14 protein-coding genes are annotated in these 14,900 nt (G+C 64.7%); 8 read left to right on the top strand and 6 right to left on the bottom strand.

The genetic code is table 11. The features are described 5' to 3' along the window. Positions 1-41 precede the first annotated feature (41 nt). From ACP153_RS02810 to ACP153_RS02800, 3 genes are read left to right on the top strand one after another with little or no spacing between them, the layout of a single operon-like run. Entirely contained in the window at positions 42-725 is a 684-nt protein-coding gene (locus ACP153_RS02810) for a TerB family tellurite resistance protein (RefSeq protein ID WP_424969452.1), read from the top strand. 6 nt (positions 726-731) lie between these two features. Continuing rightward, on the top strand, positions 732-1,736 hold the full coding sequence (locus ACP153_RS02805; RefSeq protein ID WP_424969451.1) for an endonuclease/exonuclease/phosphatase family protein: 1,005 nt from the start codon (positions 732-734) through the stop codon (positions 1,734-1,736). A 46-nt stretch (positions 1,737-1,782) separates the two neighbouring features. After that, positions 1,783-2,106, top strand: a complete 324-nt coding sequence (locus ACP153_RS02800; protein WP_424969450.1) for a hypothetical protein — start codon at positions 1,783-1,785, stop codon at positions 2,104-2,106. On the opposite strand, the gene ACP153_RS02795 is transcribed toward ACP153_RS02800, so the two are convergent. The 4 genes from ACP153_RS02795 to ACP153_RS02780 all read right to left on the bottom strand — a co-directional run bounded on the left by ACP153_RS02795 (position 2,107) and on the right by ACP153_RS02780 (position 7,700). After that, positions 2,107-3,627 (bottom strand): Ppx/GppA family phosphatase, encoded by a 1,521-nt coding sequence (locus ACP153_RS02795; protein WP_424969449.1) that lies wholly within the window; start codon positions 3,625-3,627, stop codon positions 2,107-2,109. A gap of 93 nt (positions 3,628-3,720) precedes the next feature. Then, on the bottom strand, positions 3,721-5,895 hold the full coding sequence (locus tag ACP153_RS02790) for an RNA degradosome polyphosphate kinase (RefSeq protein WP_424969448.1): 2,175 nt from the start codon (positions 5,893-5,895) through the stop codon (positions 3,721-3,723). A gap of 39 nt (positions 5,896-5,934) precedes the next feature. Further along, positions 5,935-6,621 carry a chromosomal replication initiator DnaA gene (locus ACP153_RS02785; protein ID WP_424969447.1) on the bottom strand — a complete coding sequence of 229 codons (687 nt, stop codon included), beginning with the start codon at positions 6,619-6,621 and terminating at the stop codon, positions 5,935-5,937. Next, positions 6,618-7,700, bottom strand: a complete 1,083-nt coding sequence (locus ACP153_RS02780; protein ID WP_424969446.1) for an AI-2E family transporter — start codon at positions 7,698-7,700, stop codon at positions 6,618-6,620. Before ACP153_RS02780 ends, ACP153_RS02785 begins: the two co-directional genes overlap by 4 nt. Before the next feature lie 316 nt (positions 7,701-8,016). Between ACP153_RS02780 and proS the strand changes: the two genes are divergently transcribed. The 5 genes from proS to ACP153_RS02755 all read left to right on the top strand — a co-directional run bounded on the left by proS (position 8,017) and on the right by ACP153_RS02755 (position 12,950). Continuing rightward, complete coding sequence (gene proS, locus ACP153_RS02775; RefSeq protein WP_424969445.1) at positions 8,017-9,354, top strand: proline--tRNA ligase; 1,338 nt, start codon at positions 8,017-8,019, stop codon at positions 9,352-9,354. 11 nt (positions 9,355-9,365) lie between these two features. Continuing rightward, positions 9,366-9,929 carry a peroxiredoxin gene (locus ACP153_RS02770; RefSeq protein ID WP_424969444.1) on the top strand — a complete coding sequence of 188 codons (564 nt, stop codon included), beginning with the start codon at positions 9,366-9,368 and terminating at the stop codon, positions 9,927-9,929. Positions 9,930-10,039: 110 nt separating this feature from the next. After that, entirely contained in the window at positions 10,040-10,726 is a 687-nt protein-coding gene (gene aqpZ / locus ACP153_RS02765) for an aquaporin Z (protein WP_424969443.1), read from the top strand. Between the two features lie 261 nt (positions 10,727-10,987). Continuing rightward, positions 10,988-12,274 (top strand): lipoprotein-releasing ABC transporter permease subunit, encoded by a 1,287-nt coding sequence (locus tag ACP153_RS02760; protein ID WP_424969442.1) that lies wholly within the window; start codon positions 10,988-10,990, stop codon positions 12,272-12,274. Next, the gene (locus ACP153_RS02755) at positions 12,267-12,950 is read left to right on the top strand and encodes an ABC transporter ATP-binding protein (RefSeq protein ID WP_424969441.1); all 684 of its coding nucleotides are present in this window, start codon (positions 12,267-12,269) and stop codon (positions 12,948-12,950) included. The genes ACP153_RS02760 and ACP153_RS02755 overlap by 8 nt, the downstream gene beginning before the upstream one ends. 131 nt (positions 12,951-13,081) lie before the next feature. Here the strand turns inward: ACP153_RS02755 and ACP153_RS02750 are convergent, their stop codons facing one another. Next, positions 13,082-13,765 (bottom strand): VPLPA-CTERM sorting domain-containing protein, encoded by a 684-nt coding sequence (locus ACP153_RS02750; protein ID WP_424969440.1) that lies wholly within the window; start codon positions 13,763-13,765, stop codon positions 13,082-13,084. A 354-nt stretch (positions 13,766-14,119) separates the two neighbouring features. Further along, on the bottom strand, positions 14,120-14,815 hold the full coding sequence (locus tag ACP153_RS02745) for a hypothetical protein (RefSeq protein ID WP_424969439.1): 696 nt from the start codon (positions 14,813-14,815) through the stop codon (positions 14,120-14,122). Positions 14,816-14,900 lie beyond the last annotated feature (85 nt).

The following is a 14,900-nucleotide window of genomic DNA, read 5'->3' as shown; positions in this document are numbered from 1 at the left end:
ATAGGCTGACAGGGTGCCGCGGAACCACTAGGATTCGCACCATGTCGATTTGGTCCCGTATTGCCGATGCTGTTGCCGCCTTCCGTTCGGGCGAGAGCCTGTCCAAGGTGTTCGAAACCTTGCGCTCGCCGCCGGAGCGGACCGTGGCCTTCACCATCGCGGTGATCGCGCTGAGCGCCAAGATGGCCAAGGCGGATGGGTTGGTGACCCGCGACGAGGTCACCGCCTTTCGCGAGGTCTTTACCATCGCCCCGGCGGACGAGCCCCATGCGGCCAAGGTCTTCAACCTCGCGCGTCAGGACGTCACCGGCTACGAGATCTATGCCCAGCGGATCGCCGAGATGTTCACCGGGGATGAGGAGACGCTCACGGACCTGATGGAGGGGCTCTTTCACATCGCCATGGCCGATGGCACCTATCACCCGGCGGAAAACGCGTTCCTGGAATCCGTGGGCGATATCTTCGGGTTGAGCGATACCTGCTTCCGGCGTCTGCGCGCGCAACATGTGCCCGATGCCGAGCCTGATCCCTATGACATTCTGGGCGTGGACCCCTCCGCCTCGCTGGAGGAGGCCCGCAAGGCCTGGCGCGGGCTTGTGCGCGAGACCCATCCCGATCGGATGATGGCGCGCGGTGTGCCCGAAGAGGCGATCAAGCTCGCGGAACGGCGTCTGATCGCGATCAACCGGGCGTGGGAAGAGATCCATCACGCCAAATCCGCCTGAGCCGCCATGCGGATCGCCACCTACAATGTGGAGTGGTTTACGGCCCTTTTCGATGACGAGAACCGCCTTCTGGCCGATGAGGGCTGGTCGCGCCGCCGCAACGTGACCCGTGCGGCGCAGGTCGCGGCACTTGGCACCGTCTTTCGCGCCATGGATGCCGATGCGGTCATGGTGATCGAGGCCCCGGATCAGGGCTCGCACCGCTCGACCCGCGCCGCGCTCGAAGGGTTCGCAGCCCATCACGGGTTGCGCACAACCCGGGCGCTGCGTGGCTTTGCAAGCGACACCCAGCAGGAGATCGCGCTTCTTTATGACCCTGCCAAACTGTCGGCAGAGCATAGCCCCTCGGATCTGGGCGCCCCGCGCTTTGATACGGAGTTTGCGCTCGATCTGGATGTGGATGCGCTTCCGGATCCGGTGCGCTGGTCCAAGCCTCCGCTCGAGCTGACGGTCACACCTGCACCGGGCGCGCCGCTTCGGATGATCGGCGTGCATGCCAAGTCGAAGGCCCCCCATGGCGCGCGTTCGCCCGAGGATGCCACCCGCATCGCCATCGCCAATCGTCGCAAGCAGCTGGCCCAGTGCATCTGGCTCCGGCACCGGGTCACGGCGCATCTGGCCGAGGGCACGCCGCTCATTGTGCTGGGTGATTTCAACGACGGTCCGGGGCTCGATGTCTATGAGCGGCTCTTTGGCCGCTCCGGGGTAGAGATCGTGCTGGGGGAGGGGGGCGAGGCGCCGCTCTACGATCCCCATGCCGCCGAAGCGCTGGAGCGTCGTCTGGGCACCATGCCGAGCACCGCACGGTTCTTTCGCAAGGACACCAACCGTTACCTCGCGGCGCTGCTGGACTACATCATGGTCTCCGAAGACCTGCGCGCCCGCGAAGGCCGCTGGCGCATCCTGCACCCGTTCGACGATCCGGCCTGCTTCCGCGACCGGGATCTGCAACAGGCGCTCTTGGCGGCATCTGACCATTTCCCGGTGGTCTATGACGTGGACCTGTCCTGACCGGGCTGCGGCCTCTATACTAGGTCCAAACACTGGGAGATGTGAGATGATCCGGACCACTGCCCTCCTTCTGGCGCTCTGCGCCGCTCCGTTGAGCCTGCACGCGCAAGAGGCGCAACCCCGTGACCTGGATGAGAGCCTGGATCTCTTTGCCGATGGCGCGCGGGAGTTCTTCGAATCCCTCGAAACCGAGCTCGCGCCGCTCTTGCGGGATCTGGGCGCGCAGCTTGACGGGTTGAGCCGCTATGAGGCGCCCGAGATCCTGCCCAATGGGGATATTCTCATCCGGCGCAAACCCGACCCCGAAGCGACCCCGCCCGCGCCGCGCCCCGAAGGCAAGAGCGAGATGGACGCGCCGGTCGAGCTTTGATCAGATCAGCACGCGGGGCTCTGCATCAAGCGCGGTGGCGAGGGACTTGAACCGCGCCTCGGCCACTTCGCCAAACAGGTCACGAGTTTCGACGGGCATGCGCAGCTCGAGGATCTTCTTTTTCGGATAGAGCTTGAGCCGTCCCATCTTACTGGCATCCTGCGCGGCGAGCATGGCGCCAAAACGCATGGCTTTGCCCAGCACCTCGGCCTTCTTCTGCTGCTTCTCGGGCAAGAGCTCGTAGAACGCCTCGAACCGGGTGCCCGCGCGGCTGTTCTTGTAGCGGTGCAGAAGCGCGAGCCCGAGGAAGATCCGCTCCGCATGGTCGAGACCGCCCAGATTGGCCCGGGTCGCCGTGTCGAAACAGACCTCGGCCCGGTAATCGGGATGGGCGCGCCAGCTGATATCGTGGAGCAGGCAGGCCGCCTTGATCAGCCGCCGGGTCTTCTCCCGTTCTGTCGAAAAAAGCGGCTTGAGAAACTCATAGAGCGCACGACCAAAGCCGGGGATCCGCGCCGATTGCGCCTCCGCATAGCGGCAGGCTTCGATCAGCGGATCGCGGTCGCGCAGCTTTTGCGGCATCTGCTCATAGAGCAGCCCCTCGCGGATCCCATAGGCGGAGATTGCGATCTCTTTGGGCCGGAAGGTGCGGATCAGCGGGCTGAGCACCTGCGCCGCCTCGGGCAGGAGCGTGATCCGGGCCTCGCCAATCCCGGACATGGCGCGCAGGTCCTGCAGGCTGTGGGATTTCATCCAAGTGAGCGTGTCGGAGACGGAGCGCGGGCTCATGCGGTATTCATGGAGCACGGCCAGCGGATAGTTCCGCCGTACCATGTCGAGCCGGGCAATCGCCCGCCAGGAGCCGCCCACGAGGAAGAGCCGGTCATAGCTGCCGTCGATCTTGCCGCGCAGGGTGCTGAGCTCGGATTTGATATGGGCCTTGAGACCCTTTTTGCCGCCGGGCACATCGCGCAGCTTCAGCGGTCCAAGGGCCGAGGTTTCACGCCGTCCGACCCGGCCCCCGGCGACCTCTGCGAGCTCCAGGGACGAGCCCCCGATATCGCACATGAGCCCGGTCGCCCCGGGCCAGCCCAGCAAGACGCCCTGCGCGCTGAGCCGCGCCTCTTCGGTGCCATCGATAACCCAGAGGCGGAGGCCGGTCTCCTGCGTCAACTCCTCCCGAAACGCAGGACCGTCCTCCGCCTCCCGCATTGCAGCTGTTGCGACAGCCACCAGCGGGGTCACGTTCATGGATTTGGCAAGCAGCACAAAGCGCTTCATCGCATCCATGGCCCGGATGCGGCCCTCTGGGTTGAGCCGCCCGGTCTGGCTCAAGCCGGCCCCGAGGCCCGCCATCACCTTTTCGTTGTAAAAATAGGCCGGCGAGCGCGCCGCCCCATCAAATACCACCATCCTGACCGAGTTGGATCCCACATCAATCACCCCCACGCGGCCCAAAGCCTGCGCGGTTGGATCTTGAAAAAGCGGACGGCCGAACGGACCCCAATCTTCGTCTTGCACCGGTGCCCCGTTCGCTACCCCCACGGTCGCTCGCTGACCCTAGGCAAACAGACCCGGCAGCGTCAATTCCTTTTTCGCACAAATATCCGGCGTTTAGTCCCGGGAGTGGGTCAATTCGGGCACGTCGGATGCGCCCGCCGATCCGCGCCCGGAAAGCGAGGGGTTTTCCATGAAGAAACGGTGGCAATTGAACATCGGTCCATCCGCCCGTTCGGTCTCGCGCTGGAAAGAGCCATCGGGGCAAAGCACCCAGCTTTGGGCCGTGTCGGCGAGGTTGGCGGCCATGATCTGGCTGACGATCTGGGCCTTCACCGTGGCGTTCTTGATCTCCACGAGGGTTTCGACCCGGCGGTTCAGGTTCCGCCCCATCCAATCCGCCGAGGACATGAAGACCCGGCTTTTCTTGGCGGGCAGCCCGTGGCCATTCCCGAAACAGACGATCCGAGAGTGTTCGAGGAATCGACCCACCACGGATTTCACCCGGATGTTCTCAGACAGCCCCTGGATCCCCGGCCGCACACCGCAGATCCCGCGGATCACGAGGTTGATCTTCACCCCGCGATTGGAGGCATCATAGAGCGCGTCGATCACATCCGGTTCGATCACCGAGTTCATCTTGGCCCAGATCTCGGCAGGGCGACCGGCCTCCGCATGCTTGGCCTCATTGTCGATCATCTCGATCAGGCTGCTCTTCATGGTGATCGGCGAGATCGCGAGATTCTCCAGCGTCGCGGGCTCCGCATAACCGCCGATATAGTTGAAGACCTTGGTGGCATCGCGCCCCAGTGCCGCGTCGCAGGTAAAGAGGCTGAGATCGGTGTAGATCCGCGCGGTGATCGGGTGGTAATTCCCGGTGCCGTAATGGGTATAGGTCACCAGCTTGTCGCCCTCGCGGCGCACGACGCTGCTGATCTTGGCGTGGGTCTTGTAGTTGATGAACCCGTAGACCACATGGGCGCCGGAGCGCTCCAGCTTGCGCGACTGGCGGATGTTGGCGGCCTCGTCGAAGCGGGCCTTGAGCTCGACCAGCGCGGTCACAGACTTGCCGTTCTCCGCCGCTTCGCAGAGCGCGTCGACGATCGGGCTCTCGTTGGAGGTCCGGTAGAGCGTCTGCTTGATCGCGACCACATTGGGATCCCGCGCCGCTTGGGCGAGAAAGCGGATCACCATGTCGAAGGTCTCGTAAGGATGGTGCAGCAGCATGTCCTTCTGCTGGATCGCGGCGAACATGTCGCCGTCGAAATCCTGCACCCGTTCGGGCACGCGCGGGGTGAAGGAGGGCCATTGCAGGTCGCGACGGCTGTCGAGCACCAGTTCCTTGAGGTCCGACAGGCCGATCAGCCCGTCGATCTCGATGATCTCCGCATCGCTGACGCGCAGCTCCTCGACGATCACCGCGCGGAGGGCCTTTGGCGCATTGGCCGACAGCTTCAGCCGGACAACTTCGCCCCGGCGGCGGCGTTTCAGGGCGACCTCGAACTCGCGCACGAGGTCTTCGGCCTCGTCCTCAACCTCCAGATCGCTGTCGCGCAGGACACGGAAGGCGCAATGCCCCTTGATCCGGTAGCCGGGGAAGAGGTCGGGGATCTTTTGCAGGAGCAGGTCCTCGAGCGGCAGGAAGCGTCGCGTGCCGTCCACATCCGGCAGGGCGAGGAAGCGGTCGATCTGGGTCGGGATCGGCAGGAGGGCCTTGAGCTCCCGCTTGTCCCGGGTCCGCTCCAGCTGCAGCGCAAGCGAGAAGCCCTCATTCGGGATGAAGGGAAACGGGTGCGCCGGGTCAATCGCAAGGGGCGACAGGACCGGGAAGACGTTGGACATGAAGACCGCGTCGATCCGTGCCAGATCATCCTTGGTGAGCTGATCCCGGTTCAGCACGGCGATCTTTTCTTCGGCCAGTTCGGCCAGCAGCCCTTCGAGCGTGCTCTGCTGTCGCTCCATCAGCTTGCGCGCATCGGCATTGATCAGCACCAGCTGCTCCTCGGGGGAGCGGCCATCGGCGGCGGGGGTCGTGTTGCCCTCCCGCGCGAGCTCGCGCAGGCCCGCGACGCGGACCGAGTAGAACTCGTCCAGATTGGTGGCTGAGATCGACAGGAACCGTACCCGCTCCAACAGGGGCACGCGCGGGTTCGCCGCCTCCTCCAGAACGCGGAAGTTGAAGGCCAGCCAGCTCAGTTCACGGTTGAAGAAGCGGCCCGGGCCAGTGCGCTCGTCCTCCGGCAGCTCGATCGCGGGCGGGAAGGGGTCGGTCAGGAAATTCGCGTAGGTCATGGGAACGGTGTCGCCTTGGCGTGTAACGGAAAGATGACCCTAGCTGTCGATCGGGTCGAGCGAGCCGAGAATCTCCCCGGCCAGCGTCGTATTGATGGCGCGTCCCTCGCTCAGGGCGCGGTGGTCGAGCTCGGCCACCAGCACGCGGGCGGCCCGGAAGGATCGCTCCATCCGACGCAAGAGGAACGGGATGAGCGGCGGGGGCGGCAGGATCTGGCGGTCCTCGAAGAGCTTGGCGAGGACCCGGCCCAGCAGCAAGTCATCGGGCGGCGCAAGCTGCGCGAGTGGCATGGCCTGCAACCGGCTTGCCAGATCGGGCAGGGCGATGGACCAGCGCGCAGGAGGCGTCTCGCCCGTCACCAGCAGGCCGCCGCCTTCGGCCTGGATCCGGTTGTGCAGATGAAACAGCGCCTCCTGCGCCTCGCCCGCGCCGAACATCTTGTCCGCATCCTCAACCGCCACATGGGCGGGCAGATCGTCGAGCCGGGCGAGGGTCAGCTCCCGCGCAGGCAGGATCGCGCCCCGGCTGCGCGCGGCCCAGATCTGCGCCAGATGGGATTTCCCGGACGCTTCGGGGCCGCTGATCACCAGCCGCGGGACGGGCCAGTCGGGCCAAGCGTCAATGCGGGCCAGCGCGTCGGCATTGCAGGGCGCCTCAATGAAATCCGCACGCCCCAGCGCGGGCATCTGCGGCAGCGGAAAGGTGAGTTGCTGGGGCGCACTCATGCGGCATCGTCATCCTTTGGCCTGGTGCCGACCAATCCGCGATAGAGCAGACCGCCCTGATACTGCCCGATTCCGAACCGGACGAGCACGCCGATCATGGCCGAGACCGGCACGGCGACCAGCATCCCGACAAAGCCAAAGGCGGTGCCGAAAGCCGACAGGGCAAAGAGCAGCCAGACCGGGTGCAGCCCGACGGAGCCGCCGACGAGCTTGGGCGTCAGGTAGTTCCCTTCGATCATCTGCCCCATGATGAAGATCAGGCCCACGGCGACGATCCAGCCCGGATCGCCCCAGAACTGGAAGATCGCCAGCCCGATGGAGAGCGCGCCGCCGACCAGAGAGCCCACATAGGGAATGAAGGTCAGAAGGCCCGCGACCGCGCCCACCACGAGGCCGAATTGCAGCCCGACCAGCATAAGCGCCACCGAGTAAAAGGTCCCTAGGATCAGGCAGACGGTCAGCTGACCGCGTACGAAGCCGGCCATCACGGCATCGACCTGGCTTGCCAGCTCGCGGATGGTCGCCTGGTGGTCCCGCGGCAGCAGGCTGTCTATGCGCTCCACCATATGGTCCCAGTCAAGCAGCAGATAGAAGGCCACCACCGGGCAGACCACGATGAAGATCACCGCATTGATCACCCCGAGGGCCGAGGCAAAGACCTTCTCCACCAGCTCACCAGAGCGGGATTTGATGATCTCGCCCAAAGTGGCCAGCGACTGGCGCACGGTGGAGTCGGGGTCGTTCATGGAGGGGAAGCGGTCGGAGAGAAAGGCCTGCAATTGCGACAGGATCTCGGGGATCGCCTCGCCCAGGGCAATGGTCTGGGAGATCAGCGTCGGGATCACCAGAAGGGCGGCAATGACAAAGACCACCACGGCCACAAGCGCGATGATCGCGGTGGAGATCGCGCGGCTCAGCCCCATCTCCTCGAGGCGGTCGGCCACCGGGTCGAGGAAATAGGCGATCGCCCCGCCCACGACAAAGGGCAGGATCACGTTACCGAGCAGCCAGAGCAGGCCCAGGAACACCGCAGCGGCAAGGCTCCAATAGATCACTTGTTGGCGGGGTGACAGAGCCATGGAGGCCTCCGGACTGGGGCGCTTACGGGAAAGGGTTCCCAGACTTCATGGCCAAATCCCGCCCGGCTGGCAAGGGTCCGAGGCCGCAGAATGCGTGTGCTGCGTGGCAAATCGCCTTGGCGCTGGGCGGTCGGCCTGCCGTCCTACTGTCCTAAGCCCGCCCGTGCAGTCCAAGGGCCCTGGGCGCGCCCCCAGAGATCCAGCCTTGGCATGTGCTCACCCGCGCTCTTGTGCGAAAACCTGCTCCGCCTTGAAGCGCTACCGGGGATGGCCTAGACCGAGCGGAACAGTTCCCTATTGCCAGAGGCTCGCCCCAATGCGCCTGTCCCGTTACTTCCTGCCCGTTTTGAAGGAAACCCCTGCCGAGGCGCAGATCGTCAGTCACCGGCTGATGCTGCGGGCAGGCATGATCAAGCAGGCCAGCGCGGGCATCTATTCCTGGCTGCCGCTGGGCTTCAAGGTGCTGCGCCGGATCGAGCAGATCGTCCATGAGGAGCAGCAGCGCGCGGGCCATATCCCCATGCTCATGCCGACCCTGCAATCCGCAGATCTCTGGCGGGAGAGCGGACGCTATGACGACTACGGGCAGGAGATGCTGCGCATCACCGACCGCCATGGCCGAGACATGCTCTATGGTCCCACCAATGAAGAGCTGATCACGGATATCTTCCGGTCGAATGTGGGCAGCTACAAGGACCTGCCCCTCACGCTCTACCACATCCAGTGGAAGTTCCGCGACGAGGTGCGGCCCCGCTTCGGCGTGATGCGCGGGCGCGAGTTCCTGATGAAGGACGGCTACAATTTCGACCTGACCAAGGAAGACGCGCTGCACGCTTACAATCGCCATCTGGTCAGCTATCTGCGCAGCTATGAGCGGATGGGCTTGCAGGCGATCCCCATGCGGGCCGATGGCGGTCCGATTGGCGGCGACTACACCCACGAGTTCCTCGTGTTGGCCGAGACCGGCGAGAGCGAGGTCTTCTATGACAGCGAGATCACCGATCTGAAATTCGGCGAGCGCGAGATCGACTATGACGATGTGGGCCAGTGCCAATCGGTGCTGGAGGAATTCACCTCCCGCTATGCCCGCACGGACGAGACCCATGACGAGGCGGTCTTTGCCGAAGTACCCGTGGCACGGCGTCGTTCCGCGCGCGGGATCGAGGTTGGCCAGATCTTCTATTTCGGCACCAAGTATTCCGAGGCCATGGGCGCGACCGTGATTGATGCGGAGCAAAACCAGGTGCCGGTCCACATGGGCAGCCACGGGATCGGGGTGAGCCGCCTCTTGGGCGCGATCATCGAGGCGAGCCATGACGACAAGGGCATCATCTGGCCCGAGGGCGTGACGCCCTTCCATTGCGGGATCGTCAATCTCAAGCAGGGCGACGATGCAGCGGATGCAGCCTGTGATGGGCTCTATGCGGCGCTGACCGCTGCGGGACTCGAGCCGCTCTATGATGACCGCAAGGAGCGGGCGGGCGGCAAATTCGCCACCATGGACCTGATCGGTCTGCCCTGGCGGATCACCGTGGGGCCGCGGGGCCTGAAGAACGGGGTGGTCGAGCTGACCAGCCGCAAAACCGGGGAGAGCGAGGAGCTCTCGCCCGAAGCGGCCGTCGCCAAGGTCGTGGCACGCTACGCTGGACTCTGAGGGAGGCCGCCATGGCAGGACATGGGTTCGAGATCGACTGGTCGGAGCTGCCCACGCCCGAGGATGACGGGGCTGCGGCCCATCTGATCGGAATGCGCGTGCCTGCGCTGGCCCTGAAGGCCACCGATGGGCAGGATGTGATGCTGTCGGCGCTTTCCGGCGTCACAGTGCTCTATATCTATCCGATGACCGGCACGCCCGGCTTGGCACTCCCCGAGGGGTGGAACGAGATCCCGGGCGCCCGGGGATGCACCCCGCAGAGCTGCGCCTATCGCGATCGGTTTGCCGAGTTGCGCGCGGCTGGGACGGATTATGTCTTTGGCCTCTCGACCCAGAGCCCCGACGATCAGAGCGCGGCGGCGGAGCGTCTACATCTGCCTTTTGCGTTGCTGTCTGATCAGGATCAGGCGCTGGCGACCGCGCTGTCCCTGCCCATGTTCGACACGAGCGCCGGGCGTCATCACAAGCGGATGACGCTGATCCTCCGCGATGGGGTGATCGCGCAGGTTTTTTATCCGGTTTTTCCCCCGGATGCGGATGCTGCGCGGGTGATGGACTGGCTGGCGGCGTCGTGATCTGACCCGACCGGCTATGTCCTGTGACATAGCCCCTTCCCGAGCTGCGATGGACTCGTCTAGGCTGCTCACACGCCTGTGAGGCGGGAGTTCAGAGCGAGGGGGTTCGCATGTTCAAACGATGGTTGGCCGAATTTATCGGCACGTATTGGCTTGTCTTCGGCGGCTGCGGGAGCGCGTTGCTGGCCGCAGGGGTCGCGGATGTGGGGATCGGTTGGATGGGGGTCAGCCTGGCCTTCGGTCTGACGGTCCTGACCATGGCCTATGCGGTGGGCGGCATTTCTGGCGGGCATTTCAACCCGGCGGTGACCCTGGGTCTCGCCGTGGCGGGCCGCTTCGAGTTCAAGGATATCGCGCCCTATTGGGTGGCGCAGGTGATTGGCGGGGCGGCGGCGGCGGCCACGCTCTTTGTGATCGTCTCGGGGCAGCCGGACTTTGCGGGCACGGGCGGCTTTGCGTCGAACGGGTTCGGAGAGCTGTCGCCCGGTGGCTACAGCATGGTGGCCGCGCTTGTGGCGGAGATCGTGCTGACGGCGGTCTTTATCTTCGTGATCCTCGGGGCGACCTCGCATCTGGTGCCCGAGGGCTTCGCGCCGATTGCGATCGGACTTTGCCTGACCCTGATCCACCTGATTTCGATCCCGGTGACGAACACTTCCGTCAATCCGGCGCGGTCTACGGCCATGGCGCTCTTCGCCGAGACCGGGGCGCTGAGTCAGCTCTGGCTCTTCTGGGTGGCGCCGCTCGTCGGGGCCGTGATCGGTGCGGTGATCTGGGGCGTGCTGGACGAAGACTGATGCTCGGTTTCGGGACTGAGTAAGGGGGCGCGGGCGCATGCGCCCGCGCGGGACCCGCGAGGCGGAGACCGCAGGCCCTCACCAAGCGTCTGGCACGCCACGGAGCGCGTCCGCCGCGATGCCTGCATCGCGGCTTCCGGGCGCTCTGAGCGCGCAATCCGGGACGCCCGGCCTCTGCGGCTCCGGACCCGCACGGCGCGCTTGGCGATTGACCTTGGCGCGGGGCGCGATAAGACCAAGCTATCCAGACAGGAGCCTGCCTTGGCCAGTTCGCCCCCGCCCTTTGCCCGATATGAATGGATGATCGCCTGGCGTTACCTGCGGGCCCGGCGCGCCGAAGGCGGGGTCAGTGTCATGACCTGGATCAGCCTCGTCGGGATCACCCTCGCGGTCTTCGCCCTGATCGCCACCTTGGCCGTGCGCAGCGGGTTCCGGGCGGATTTCGTGGACACGATCCTCGGGGCCAATGCCCATATCACCGTCTATGGCACGGTGTTTGACGCCGAGACCGGCAGCTCCAGCCGTCTGATGCCCGACTACGCGGCGCAGGCCACCGCCATCGCCGAGATCGACGGGGTCACGCGCGTCGCCCCGCTGATCCGCGGGCAGGTGATCACCACCTTCAATGCCCGCACCTCCGGGGTGGAGGTCTATGGCCTGTCGGAACCGGATTTCCGCTCCTTGCCGGGCATCGCCGTCGATGGCACGGGCCGGGGCGATCTCGCGCGGTTCGGGGAAGGGATCGCCATCGGCTCCGGCGTGGCGCGGGAACTGGGCGTCGGCGTGGGAGACAGCATTCGGCTGATCTCGCCGGACGGGGTCAAGACGCCCTTCGGAACCAGCCCCCGGGTCAAGGCCTATGAGGTGGTCTATGTCTTCTCGCTCGGGCGGTTCGATATCGACCGCACCCGGGTTTACATGCCCTTTGCCGAGGCGCAGTCCTTCTTCAATCGCGAGGGCGGGGCCGATGAGATCGAGGTCATGGTCACCACGCCAGAACAGGTGCAGGCCTGGGCCGACCCGCTGCGCGCGGCGGCGGGGGACGGCACGCTCCTCTGGACATGGCAGGACGCATCGGGGGCCTTCCTGCGCGCGCTGGAGATCGAGGACAACGTGATGTTCATCATCATGTCGATCCTCGTCCTGATCGCCGCCATGAACATCATCAGTGGCCTCGTCATGCTGGTGAAGAACAAGGGCCGCGATATCGGCATCCTGCGCACCATGGGGCTGAGCGAGGGCGCTGTGCTGCGGGTCTTCTTCATCTGCGGCGCCGCCACGGGTGTGATCGGAACGATCTGCGGAGTGATCCTCGGCTGTCTCTTCGCGATCTATATCGACCAGATCTTTTCCTTCGTGAACTGGATCGGGGGGGGCGGTGTCTGGGATCCGAGCATCCGGGGCATCTATCAGGTCCCGGCGAAGCTGGAGGCGGGCGATGTGCTCTCGGCCATCCTGCTCTCCCTGAGCCTGTCCTTTCTGGTCACCATTTTCCCGGCTCGCCGCGCCGCGCGGATGAACCCGGTCGAGGCGCTGCGCTATGAGTGAACCGGTGCTGCGGCTGGAGGGGATCCAGAAGACCTATAACGCTGGCACGCCAGCAGAGATCGCCGTCCTGCGCGGGGTGTCCCTCAGCCTCGCTCCGGGCGAGGTCGTGGCCCTGGTCGCCCCCTCGGGCTCGGGCAAATCCACGCTTCTGCATATCGCGGGGCTCCTGGATGTGGCGGATGCGGGCGAAATGACCCTCGCTGGCCAGCCCATTGCCGGGCTCGGGGACCGCGCGCGCACAGGGCTGCGGCGCCAGGCGGTGGGCTTCATCTATCAGTTCCACCATCTCCTGCCGGAGTTCTCGGCGCTGGAAAACGTGGTCCTGCCACAGCTCGCCAATGGCGTAGCCGCCAAGGCAGCGCGTGCGCGGGCTGCGATGCTGCTCGGTTCGGTTGGCCTGTCTGACCGGGTGGCGCACCGCCCCGCCGCGCTCTCCGGCGGGGAGCAGCAGCGCGTCGCCTTCTGCCGGGCGCTGGCGAACCAGCCCCATTTGCTTCTGGCGGATGAGCCCACGGGAAATCTCGACCCGGCGACCTCGGATACGGTGTTTGATGCAATGATGGGACAGGTGCGGGATACGGGGCTCAGCGCCCTGATCGCGACCCATAACCCGGAGCTCGCCGCCCGGATGGACCGAATCCTCCGGCTGGACGAGGGGCGTCTCGTCGAGGGCTGACGCGGCCGCGGCCACGTGTCTGCGCGGGCGAACACAAATGCGGAACAGATCCGCCCGCGCAGGGTCTCACATCTCCGTGGCGTCTCAGGCTCTGTGTGGGAAACCCTCGGCCCCAGGGAGCATGCGAAGCTTTAGGCGGCGCGCTTGCGCCGCGCGGCCACGAGACCGCCAAGACCGCCCATCAGCAGCAGCACCGAAGCCGGCAGCGGAACCGCAGACACCTTCAGGTCATAGAGCGCCGCAACACCCGTCGCGGAGCCTTGGGTCCCGTCGATCGAGAGGGTGTAAACCCCTGCCGCGATATTGCTGAAGATGTTGGCATCCGACTGGGTGGCCGAGCTGACATTCGTGAAGAAGGTCTCGGTCGCAACCGTGTTCATCATCGAGTCCATCAAAGAGATCGTGACTTCCTTGCCAGAGGCAACGGCCACCGGGTCGTCCCCCGCAAGCACAACGTCATGATCCACGAGGCCCGACAGATCCGCAGCCACGGATCCACCGGCATCCAGGTCATATCCGTCAAAGTCGAAATCGAGATTGAAGGCCGACGAGAACTCGATGGTGAACTGATCGATCGACGACACGATCCGTCCATGGATCTGCACGTCATCTCCGCCGGTGAACGCGTTTCCGGCATTCAATGCGTTCAGGTCAAAACCACCGCCTGCATCGGCGGCGTCATCGAGATCGACAGAGCCTGCCACCAAAGCGCGGTTTTGGCCCTGACTTTCCGTAACAGTAAGTGTCGCAGCCGATGCTGCCCCTGCAAAGGCAAGGGTCATTGCGGCTGCCGCAAACGTCATTTTGGTGATCATTTTGTACTCCGATACCAATAAAAGTGCCCAACCGGGGCCCCTCCAGCCTGCACGATCAGGCGCCTCGGTCAATGCGGAGGTTCTAACGCTTGATCACAGTTAAGAATTGTTAACGAATTCAACGGGAATCAATTTGAGGCCATGAAATAGGTGTGTGACCGGCAATAGTGCGCGGTGCCAATTGGATCTCGTTTTCAAAGAAAAGCCCGGTGATTCGATTTTCTTCAGATGGGACGCGCTTTTTTCCGGGGCGGTATCTCCGGCAATTCTGCGGTGCAGCGTCAGACATGAAAACAGCGGCGGATCCATGGGATCAACGCCGCTGTTAGCACGTCTCGATTGGAGGCTATGCGCTCAGGCGGTGCGCCGACGCCGCAGCGCAAAGAGTGCCAAAGCACCGGAGGCCAGCAAGGGCAGGGCGGGCGGCACCGGGATGACCTGGACCCGCGTCAGCAGCCCGCTGCTCCGCATGGTCGCGGCGTTCGCGTCCGAGATGGTCGGCGTGTATCCCGGCTGATCGGCGATCGCCAGGTTCAGCTGCGGGAACATCAACTGCGTCGCCAGATTAGCGTCCTCATGCTCCCCGCCCATCACATGACCGACCTCATGGGCGGTGATCTGCGTGCCGACCTGCAGCGAGTAGGTATCCTGCACAATGGCAAAGGGGAAATCCACGGAGTCGAGATAGGCGAGCCCCACCGTGTCACCAGTCAGATCGCCGAGAAACGCGACATAGATCGTATTCGGCACGATCAGCGGTTCGAATTGCAGGCCAAAGGTGGCCAAGGCGAGGTTCGGATTGATGTCTCCACTGGAGTCCGAAACGAAGGGAAAGCCCACAACCGCGAACGGGTCCAGTACGGTCATCTCGATATCGATCTGCCGGTAGATCTCGTTGAGGTAGTTCTCATCAATCGTGATCTTCCCGCAGGTGTCATCGACGACATCCCCGCCGCAGAGCGAGACCGGTTGCAGGTTTACGGACAGGACGGATGCGGAGGCGGGGAGGGCCCCGAGCAATAGAATAAGTGATAGAAAGACGGCGCGCATGCGAGGGCTCCACAACAGGGGAAAACGAGTAGTCTACAGTCAGCGCGATGCGCCTTAACCTTAATATGGACCGCCGAGCGCTTTG

The organism is Dinoroseobacter sp. S76 (assembly GCF_049801095.1).
Classification (GTDB): domain Bacteria; phylum Pseudomonadota; class Alphaproteobacteria; order Rhodobacterales; family Rhodobacteraceae; genus Dinoroseobacter.
This window is presented reverse-complemented; position numbering and strand designations above follow the sequence as displayed.

Bases quoted from the DNA above. Each gene is read 5' to 3' on its own strand.
- ACP153_RS02810 (WP_424969452.1), top strand. From the start codon at position 42: ATGTCGATTTGGTCCCGTATTGCCGATGCTGTTGCCGCCTTCCGTTCG.
- ACP153_RS02770 (WP_424969444.1), top strand. From the start codon at position 9,366: ATGGCAGGACATGGGTTCGAGATCGACTGGTCGGAGCTGCCCACGCCC.
- ACP153_RS02745 (WP_424969439.1), bottom strand. From the start codon at position 14,815: ATGCGCGCCGTCTTTCTATCACTTATTCTATTGCTCGGGGCCCTCCCC.
- ACP153_RS02785 (WP_424969447.1), bottom strand. From the start codon at position 6,621: ATGAGTGCGCCCCAGCAACTCACCTTTCCGCTGCCGCAGATGCCCGCG.
- ACP153_RS02805 (WP_424969451.1), top strand. From the start codon at position 732: ATGCGGATCGCCACCTACAATGTGGAGTGGTTTACGGCCCTTTTCGAT.
- ACP153_RS02750 (WP_424969440.1), bottom strand. From the start codon at position 13,765: ATGATCACCAAAATGACGTTTGCGGCAGCCGCAATGACCCTTGCCTTT.
- ACP153_RS02755 (WP_424969441.1), top strand. From the start codon at position 12,267: ATGAGTGAACCGGTGCTGCGGCTGGAGGGGATCCAGAAGACCTATAAC.
- ACP153_RS02790 (WP_424969448.1), bottom strand. From the start codon at position 5,895: ATGACCTACGCGAATTTCCTGACCGACCCCTTCCCGCCCGCGATCGAG.
- ACP153_RS02800 (WP_424969450.1), top strand. From the start codon at position 1,783: ATGATCCGGACCACTGCCCTCCTTCTGGCGCTCTGCGCCGCTCCGTTG.
- proS (WP_424969445.1), top strand. From the start codon at position 8,017: ATGCGCCTGTCCCGTTACTTCCTGCCCGTTTTGAAGGAAACCCCTGCC.
- ACP153_RS02780 (WP_424969446.1), bottom strand. From the start codon at position 7,700: ATGGCTCTGTCACCCCGCCAACAAGTGATCTATTGGAGCCTTGCCGCT.
- aqpZ (WP_424969443.1), top strand. From the start codon at position 10,040: ATGTTCAAACGATGGTTGGCCGAATTTATCGGCACGTATTGGCTTGTC.